Source organism: Streptomyces sp. NEAU-W12, assembly GCF_026242095.1.
In the GTDB taxonomy this organism is placed as follows: Bacteria; Actinomycetota; Actinomycetes; order Streptomycetales; family Streptomycetaceae; genus Streptomyces.
This window is the reverse complement of record NZ_JAPJDM010000061.1, coordinates 1,726-10,090: the sequence shown is the minus strand read 5'-3', so window position 1 is coordinate 10,090 and position 8,365 is coordinate 1,726. Positions and strand designations below refer to the sequence as shown.

8 protein-coding genes and 1 pseudogene are annotated in these 8,365 nt (G+C 67.1%); 7 read left to right on the top strand and 2 right to left on the bottom strand.

Features of this window, described 5'->3' with window-relative positions:
* The 5 genes and pseudogenes from ORI94_RS34650 to ORI94_RS34625 all read left to right on the top strand — a co-directional run.
* A pseudogene (locus ORI94_RS34650) lies at nt 1-112 on the top strand (IS5/IS1182 family transposase); the annotation flags it as partial.
* Nucleotides 113-329: 217 nt separating this feature from the next.
* Nucleotides 330-599 carry a hypothetical protein gene (locus ORI94_RS34640; RefSeq protein ID WP_266083016.1) on the top strand — a complete coding sequence of 90 codons (270 nt, stop codon included), beginning with the start codon at nt 330-332 and terminating at the stop codon, nt 597-599.
* 43 nt (nt 600-642) lie between these two features.
* The gene (locus ORI94_RS34635; protein ID WP_266083012.1) at nt 643-1,746 is read left to right on the top strand and encodes an NUDIX hydrolase; all 1,104 of its coding nucleotides are present in this window, start codon (nt 643-645) and stop codon (nt 1,744-1,746) included.
* 422 nt (nt 1,747-2,168) lie between these two features.
* Nucleotides 2,169-2,798: a class I SAM-dependent methyltransferase gene (locus tag ORI94_RS34630; RefSeq protein WP_266083014.1), complete on the top strand. Its 630-nt coding sequence runs from the start codon at nt 2,169-2,171 to the stop codon at nt 2,796-2,798.
* 60 nt (nt 2,799-2,858) lie between these two features.
* A complete protein-coding gene (locus ORI94_RS34625; RefSeq protein ID WP_266083010.1) occupies nt 2,859-3,401 on the top strand; it encodes a sugar O-acetyltransferase in 543 nt (180 codons plus the stop codon).
* 416 nt (nt 3,402-3,817) lie between these two features.
* Here ORI94_RS34625 and ORI94_RS34620 read toward each other — a convergent pair whose 3' ends face one another.
* Nucleotides 3,818-6,085, bottom strand: a complete 2,268-nt coding sequence (locus ORI94_RS34620) for a site-specific integrase (protein WP_266083008.1) — start codon at nt 6,083-6,085, stop codon at nt 3,818-3,820.
* A gap of 206 nt (nt 6,086-6,291) precedes the next feature.
* Complete coding sequence (locus ORI94_RS34615) at nt 6,292-7,446, bottom strand: tyrosine-type recombinase/integrase (protein ID WP_266083006.1); 1,155 nt, start codon at nt 7,444-7,446, stop codon at nt 6,292-6,294.
* Nucleotides 7,447-7,690: 244 nt separating this feature from the next.
* Here ORI94_RS34615 and ORI94_RS34610 point away from each other — a divergent pair, with 244 nt between their 5' ends.
* Together ORI94_RS34610 and ORI94_RS34605 are read left to right on the top strand one after the other, a co-directional pair.
* On the top strand, nt 7,691-7,840 hold the full coding sequence (locus ORI94_RS34610; protein ID WP_266083004.1) for a hypothetical protein: 150 nt from the start codon (nt 7,691-7,693) through the stop codon (nt 7,838-7,840).
* A gap of 83 nt (nt 7,841-7,923) precedes the next feature.
* Nucleotides 7,924-8,331: a phosphotransferase gene (locus ORI94_RS34605; RefSeq protein ID WP_266083002.1), complete on the top strand. Its 408-nt coding sequence runs from the start codon at nt 7,924-7,926 to the stop codon at nt 8,329-8,331.
* The last annotated feature ends 34 nt before the right edge of the window (nt 8,332-8,365 follow it).

Sequence of the window (8,365 nt, the reverse complement as noted above, 5' to 3'; positions counted from 1 at the left end):
GGCCATGGCCACGCTGAAGGGCTGGCGCCTCCTACGAAAGCTCCGCTGCAGCACCAACCGCATCACCGCGATCGTCCAGGCCGTCCTCGTCCTTCATCACGCCTCGGCATGAGGTTGGAAAAGGCTCAGTGGTCGAGCGAAGGGAAACTGCCTGGTCAGTACGAAAGCTCCGCTGCAGCACCAACCGCATCACCGCGATCGTCCAGGCCGTCCTCGTCCTTCATCACGCCTCGGCATGAGGTTGGAAAAGGCTCAGTGGTCGAGCGAAGGGAAACTGCCTGGTCAGCCCGGCAAACGGTCCCACCAGCTACATCAGGCCATTCCATGACGTGCGTAGCGGCCCGCCGACCGCACGGCCCAGACGGGTATCCGGACCACCCGACGAGCAGCCCTGGCAGGACCTCATTCTTCAACACGTTGAACTTGACAGGGAAGAGGCGATCCTCGCGCACCGCAGCGAAGCCGCCCGCGAGCGGCCCCTGCCCGGCCTGCTCGCCCGCCTGCCCGAGCCGGAACGCGACGAGATCATCAGCACCGAACAGTTCACCCGGCTCACCCTCAGTCCCGCGCCGGGTAACCCTCACCGCCTCGTCGCCTGACCGACCGCCGTCCACTCGGCCCTCTAACACGATCGGAGACGAGATGACCGTCACGCCCGTCCCGGACACGCCGCCCAGCACGACGATGACCGACGAGGAGTACGGAGCCGTACGCGCCGAGGCCGCCCTGTGGGTGGGAACGTCCGTGCTGGTCACAGACGAACGCGGCTTCATCCTGGTCCAGCACGTCGACTACCGCACGACCTGCCTCCTACCCGGCGGCGCCGTCGACAAGAACGAGCCCCCGGCCCCGGGTGCCGCGCGGGAACTGCGCGAGGAACTCGGCGTCACCATGACCGTCGACCGAGGGCTCGCCGTGGACTGGGTTAGCGCCGACAGCCTCAACGCGCCCGCCAGCATGCGCTTCCCCGGCGAGATCCTGCACGTCTACGACGGCGGTACGTGGAACAACGAGCAGATCGCCGCCATCCGGCTGCCCGACCGCGAGGTCAAGTCCGTCGAGTTCGTCGAACCCGCCCGGCTACCGGACCTGATGGCCCCCGGCGACGCCCGTCGGGCCCTGTCCGCCCTGCGCGCCCGCATCAACGCCGGCGGGCCCGCCCTGCTGGAGAACGGCTCCCCGATTGCCCCAACCGTCCTGGACCGGGTCGGCGCCTTTCGCGCCGCCCGCGCCCGGCACCACCTGCCTTTCCACGCCAGCCCCGCCCCGGAGCAGCTCTCGGTGGTCCAGATCTGGGGCTGGCTCCTCGGACCCGACGACCGCGTCTTGGTGCTGCTGGAACCGGACACCGGCGCGGCTCTCCTGCCGGGCGGCGCCCCCGTGCTCCCGGACGGCGGCGACCCGCTCGTCACACTGCGCCGGGAGGTACGCGAGGAAGCTGCGGCTGAGTTCGGCACCCCCCTGTTCCTCGGCCACCTCTGCGACCCCGACAAGCCGTACGCCCGCCTCCGCTACGCCGCGCCCCTCACTCGCCTCGGCCCGCCCTCCGTCGACCCGGCCACCGGCCGTACCCACATCCGGGTCCTGGCCACACCCGAGCAGGCCTCGGAGCTCTTCGACTGGGGACTTCCGGCGGCCGACCAGCTCGCCGCGGTCCACCAGGCCCGAGCGCGGCTCGGGATCCCCCGTGCCGCGCGGCAGCCCCTCACTGATCTGCCGGACGCCATCGACCTCACCACCTTGTAGCCCCCGGCCCATCTCGAAGCGAGGACTCGCATGAGCAACACATCACCTGCCTTGGGCACGCCCCCTGCGGCCGCTCGATCCCTGCCAGTCACGAGAGCCGCATCGGATGCTCCACCGCCGGTTCGAACGGGACACTGCCAGTGCGGCCGGATCTCCTACCAGGTCACCGGCGTCCCAGATGATCCGCATTTGTGTTCATGTGTCCATGAGACGCGGATCTCCGGCGGGCCTGCGGTGCTATGGGTGGGCTTCCCCCTGGACTCCCTGATCTGGACCGGACCCGGGGGTGAGCCGAAGTGGTATGCGACCTACCCTTCTCCGAACTACTGGGGTCGTCCCGTACTCAGGTGATGGGATCAGCCCCAGGGGCGGTATGGAGCCGGAGAACGGCCGTGAGTAGCACGGGTGTTAGCTTCTTCCCCGTGGTGGAGCACCAGGACGAGACCAGGGCGGCCTACGACGGGGTCGTCGAGCTGTATGCGTCGATGTTCGCTAATCGGTTGGAGACGCACCCGTTCTCGCGGAACATGATCGGCACTTTCGCCGAGCTGGTGGGCGGGACAGGTAACCCGCGAGCAGCCGATGTCGGGTGCGGGCCTGGACATCTGACGGCCATGCTGCACGACCTAGGGCTGGACGCCTTCGGGCTCGACCTCTCCCCGGGCATGGTCGACCACGCCCGGCGGGCCCATCCGGCGCTGCGGTTCGACGAGGCGCGGATGGAGGCCCTGCCGATCGAGGACGGCGCGCTCGGCGGCGTGCTGGCCCACTACTCGATGATGCATACCCCTCCTGGGGAATTGCCCGCGCTGCTCGCCGAGCAGGTACGTGTTCTGGCGCCAGGGGGCCTGCTCCTGGTCTCGTTCTTCGCAACCGACGGACCGGAGCCGGTCCGCTTCGACCACAAGGTGACGCCCGCCTACAGCTGGCCGGTGGACCGGTTCGCCGAGTTGCTGGCCGGGGCCGGGCTCGTCACGTTCGCCCGGCTGCTCCACGACCCGGCCTCTGAGCGGGGCTTCCTCGACGCCCACTTGCTGGCCCGCCGCCCCTAGCCCGGAAACTCGGGCTAGGGAGTCTTCTCCAGTCACCGGTACACCAGAAAGGATCGTGGCATGTCCAGCGAACGTCTCATGCGCATCCATAGCGCCGAGTTCCAGGCCATGGCCGAGAGGGTCCTGCGGGTCACCGAGCTCACCTCCCGCCTGAACGTCCTGCCTTTCGAGGACGAAGCGGGCAAGGCGGAACTGTTCGAGCAGATCCTCGGCAAGCCACTGCCGCCGAGAGTCACGATCTATCCGCCCTTCTACACGGACCACGGCCTCCACCTCGACCTCGCCGAGCGCGTGTTCATCAACCAGAACTGCACGTTCCTGGACTACGCCGGCATCCGGCTCGGCGAGCGCGTGATGATCGGACCGAAGGTCACGTTCATCACCAGCGGCCACCCGGTCGATCCCGAGGAGCGGCGGCTGCACCTCACCGGCGCACCCATCGACGTGGCGGAGAACGTGTGGATCGGTGCTGGTGCCACGATCCTGCCCGGCGTCAGCATTGGCCGTGATGCCGTGGTCGCCGCTGGCGCGGTCGTGACCGATGACGTTCCGCCGGCAAGCCTGGTGACCGGTAGTAAGGCAACCGTCCACCGACGGTGGTGACGACCTCTCCGGGGCCACGTAGAGCCCCGACTACGGACAGTCATCAACCACATCGGAAGCCTGGCGCCCCTCCCCGAGGCAACTGGCTCCGGTCCAGGGGCAAGACGCCCTCCGCTCGCTCACCCCGTACGATCACCGACCCCTTGGGATTGATCATGTAGAGCGTGGCCCGTGGCCTGGGACGGGGTGGTGTAGATCATCCGCGCGGATGAAGATCGTCTGAAGCGCCACGTTCCGGTCGATCGGGAGTAGGTGCTGTTTCGATCGGTGCCGGCGTCCTCAATGGGAGCTACCGAGTCCGCGAGAGACTCGGAGCCGTAGCCGCCAGCAGGTGAGCACTACCGTCCCCGGAACCACTGCGAGTTCTGTGGTCAGACCGTGCCCCTGACCCTCGCCGGAGGCGACAACGGTCCAGGTCACGAAGGCTCCGGCGGTGTGGCGACCGCAGTAGTGCGAGCAACGATCTCCCGGAACGTGGGAATTCCCAGGTCGACAGCCTCCTGCTTCCGGGCGATCTGCGCGTCGAGTTGGGCAATCTTCTCCTCGGCGTGGGTCAGGCTGCTCTGCAAGCCTTCGATCTCGCCGAGCCAACCCTCCCGTTCGGCTTCCAGGATGCGCGCGAGCAGGTTGTCGCGGATTTCGACGAGCCGCGGCCGTTCGGACGCGTGAACGATGAGGACGGGGCAGCGGACACAGGCGTGCTCATGAGCACAATCGGTTCCGTATGCGCGGCCGCAGTCGCCCAGGGCAAGCTTGCGGCGCTCAAAGTGGCCGAGGAACTCGTCCCATTCCTCCGGGGTGACGATGCGGTATTCCTCGACTGGCCGCAGGGCCCGGCGCCGGGCAATGAACGCTCGATGTGCCTCGATGGCGTCCGTCGGGTAGATCGCGGCGTATCCCATCGTCGTTCCGATGTGGTCGTGACCAGCAATGACCTGGGCGATGTGGGGCGGCAGGCCGTTGAGGATGGAGTCCGTGATGAAGATTCGTCGGAAGTCATGCGGCTGGAAGATGAGAGGGTCGCCCGCGCTGTCCACCAAACCTGAGGCCAGCAGAGTCGCGTCGAGTCCCCTGCGGATCGACGCTGCAGACAGCGGACGCGGATAGCCACTCATGCGATCTTGGAACAGCAGTGGCATCGGCGGGTTCCAGACCCGTTCGTAATGGTCGTAGCTTCGAACCACGGGAACTCTCCCGTCGGGAGCGCGGACTCGGGAGACAATCGCGCTCAGCACGTCCGCCAGTTCCGGTGTGACCAGGACAAGTCGCTCCTGGTCCGTCTTCGACGGGGCAATCTGCAGGAGCGGGACAACCTGCCCGGTGGTGGGCAGCTTGTAACTGATGATGCTGTGATGCCCCAGCTCGAGGAGCTCCTCGATGCGGATACCGGTGTGCCGCAAGATCTCGATCGCAGCCCACGCCCAGAACGCGCTCCGCTCCTCGCCGGCGAACGAGCGCCGGCGGCCCTTGCTGTCCCAGGCATGGATCGGGCGACCGTCGGCGCGCTTACTGAAGCGTGGGACGGTGAATGTCTCGCCTAATACGGTGAATGTCGAGCTGAGCGGTGCGGCGTTGAGCGCCTCGAGCCGAGCCTTGGCCTCCTTCAGAAGGCGGTCAGCTGTTTGCACGAGCGTGGGCAACGCGGGCAGACGCTCACGAGTGCGTTGGTCCATCCGTGCCTTGAGCTGGCGGTCAGCCTTTGCTGTCGAGCACTCGGCTTCGCTGATCGGGCAGGGAGCGACCCAAGCGGCCCACTGGCTGGGGTCTTCCACCGCCCACTCCGCCAGGTCCAAGTACAAGGCTCGGACCTGTGTCTTGATGGCAGTCGCGTTCCTGCGTGGCTCTGTGACCTCGCGGAACGAGCCGTCGGGCAGACGCTTGCGGACGGTCTTGGTGGCCAGACGGAGCTTCCAGGCAGTGATCACCTCGGCTGGCAGCCGGAGAGAGTCGATGCCCGGATGATGCCGCTCCAGGTCATCCCAGAACCGAAGTGCCAGCGAGTTCGTGAGCGACTGCAGCGATGTGAAGTCCAGACCTACGGAGCGATGGGAAAGATAGGCGACTAACAGATCGCGGACCGGTCGGCACTGCAGCTGGTAGCGATCCACAAGTTCTGCCGCAGTGAGTGGCCCGGTGCGGTGCGAGATCCGGAACAGCGTGTGCGGTGCGTCTGCTGGAAAGAGGCCCAAGTCGCGCAGCCAGGTGTAGGCGAGCTCGATCCGCCGGTTGCTGTTGGTCCGGTTCGTGCGGTGCCATAGCAGCAGGTCACCGACGACGATGTCCTCGATGGTGCCGCCCTGGCAAGCCATGATCTCCGCGATGGTCTTCAGCCCGGACGAACCGTCAGCCGATGACAGGTTGGTCGGCAGTGACGCTCGCAACCGAGCGAATCCTTCTGGGTCGCGCGTTGCCTCCAGAGCCGGTCGGAGGTGCCGCGATCTTGACCCGATGAGGAACTCCGGGGCGGGTCTGACAGCATCCGCGCAGAGCAGCGCCAGGACCCCGACCAGCAGCGTCTCGCGCCGGGACACGCGTGATTCCGAGCGGGCCCACTTCGCGAAGGCATCCCTCCATCCTTGAGACGCGATCTGCTGGCCGTGGGCCGGGCTCGCCTGCCAGCGTTGTTGCCAGGTCTCGCCGGGGTAGGTCGCCAGCCAATCCAGCACGAGGCGTGCACCGAACATACGAGTTTCCTGAGCTCTGCTGTCCGCGGCTCGCAGCGGCGGACGAGCCAGCCGCTCAAGGACTTCTCCGCGTGAGAGGGCCGTTGCCGGCCACGTACTCGGCTTTTCCCGAGGTGGGAATCGGTCCATCAAGGCGAGCGCTTCGGCGCCCACCAAGCTCGTTTCCCGCGGGACGAAACTCGAGGCGACGTGTGTCGCAGCGCTGGTCATGACACGTCCCGGCCGAAGAGGATGGACAAGGAGTCGGGGTTGTAGGAGGGTTCGTCGACGGGCACGGGAGGCTCCTTGCGTCGCTGCTCCTGACGGGCGTGGTGGGCAAGCCCGGCGGCGATGACGTCGTCTCTGGTGGGACGGTTGTAGATGTCCAGGGTCGACAGGTACTTGTGGCCGAGGATCTTCTGCACGTAGACCGGCGGCATGTTCGGGTCGTCGAGCATCAGGAATGTCGCTGTGTGCCGCAGGTCGTGAAGGGTCCAGTTGGCGCCCAGGAGCTCATTGGCGCGGTTGAACATCATGCGGGCCGCGTCGTACTCCAGCGGCCGCCAAGGGCGTCGTAGTGTCCACCACAGTGGATGGTGACGGCCACGAGGGACGCCCTTCTTCCACGCGGCCTCTTGGTAAAGCCGCAGCCAGACGAACGCGTCCGGGGTGGCGGGCAGCTCCTGGTACTCGCGGCTGCCCTTGCGGATCACGCCGATGGTCTGCTCGCCGACGACCGCACCGTCCTGCTTGGCGGTGAGCAGTTCCTCGGCGCGGGCGCCGGTGGCGATCCAGAAGGCCAGCAGGGCCCGGTCGCGGTGCGAGCGGAGCCCGGCGAAGACCTCGGTGTACTTCTCGTCGGGAATCCGCCGCGGGATCTGCTGAGGAACGGTCGGCCGGTAGAGACCCGTGCGTCGGTTCCGGTGCTTCTTCTCACCATTGCTGTGCGACCCGGGCCGAGCCGAGCGGCGTTCACGAACCAACGGGAATGGGTTGACGAGCAGTGCCCCGGCGTTGCTATCCAGATGGAAGTCGTAGAACTGCCGCAGCACCGTCTCGCAGTGAGCACGGGTCCTCGGCGAGTACTTTGTCCCGACGGTGGGCTTGCCGGTCACGGGATTCGGTGTCCCCGGCACCGGCCTGTCTCTGCGAGGCGGTGGGATCTCGGAAAGAGCCTTGCCTCGGTGGCGCCAATGGACGCGTACCGGCTTGTCCGCCACCTTCATCCACAACATGAAGTCCCGGGCGTCCTCCCGGGTCGCACGGTCCCACTCGATCCCGAGCACCCACAAGAACCGGAACCAGCGCAGCAGATCCATGCCGTACGAGCGCGGCGTCAGCGGCGAGCTGTCCCGCGCCATCAGCTCCTTGAGATACAGCACGGTGGGCTCCACCGGTCTCCCGACCGGATCCAGCACCCTGAACGGCTCCCAGGGGTCTCCCGTCTCCAGTAGCCGGCCTAACTCGGGCAGGACGAAGTCCCTCAGATCCCTTCCGGGACATTGCTCATCAAGCACGTCGGGAAGCTAGCAGATACCCCGCCTGAGCTGCGAAGACTCATGAGTTAGTTCGGTCAACAGGCCGACCCTACGACGAGGCTTCTGCCCCGACTGCGGATCGCAGCTCGTGTCCATCGCCGATGACTCCGACATGGCCATGGTCACCGGGTTCAGCCTTGCCGACCAGAACGGCATCGAACCACTGGGCCACTCCTTCCGTGAGCACGCCGCGCCGTGGATGCACATCACCCTCGCCCCTGCCCCGGCACCCGACTGAGACGGGGCTGCGGCACCAGGAACTGAGCCAGCTGACAGCCTTGAAGAGCCGTGTCGAGAGCGAACCTTTCGAACACCATCGGCGTGTGTCATCACGATGCCGCCCCGAACAATGCCGTATTCGTCGATGGGCTGCCCACAGCGTGGATCGACTTCGACACCGCGGCGCCCGGCTCGCCCCTGGAGGACCTCGGCTATGCCGCGTGGACGTGGTGCATCGCGTCCAAGTGCACCGTGCCGGTGGAGCGGCAGGCGGAGCAGGTGAAGATCCTCGCCGACGCCTACGGCATTCAGGGGCCGGAGCGCGGCGCGGTGGTCGACGCCATCCTCGAGCGGCAGGCACGCAACGCCCGGTTCTGGGCGGAGCTGATGGCCTCTCCCGACACCGCGCCCGCCGAGCCCGAAGTGCTGGCCTCCCGGATCGAGTGGAGCCGCCGCGAGTTCGCGTTCACCGCATCGAACCGGTCGGTGTTCGAGGACGCTCTGGCCTGAACCGGCCCTGTCGCGCTTCAGACGGTGGGCGGGG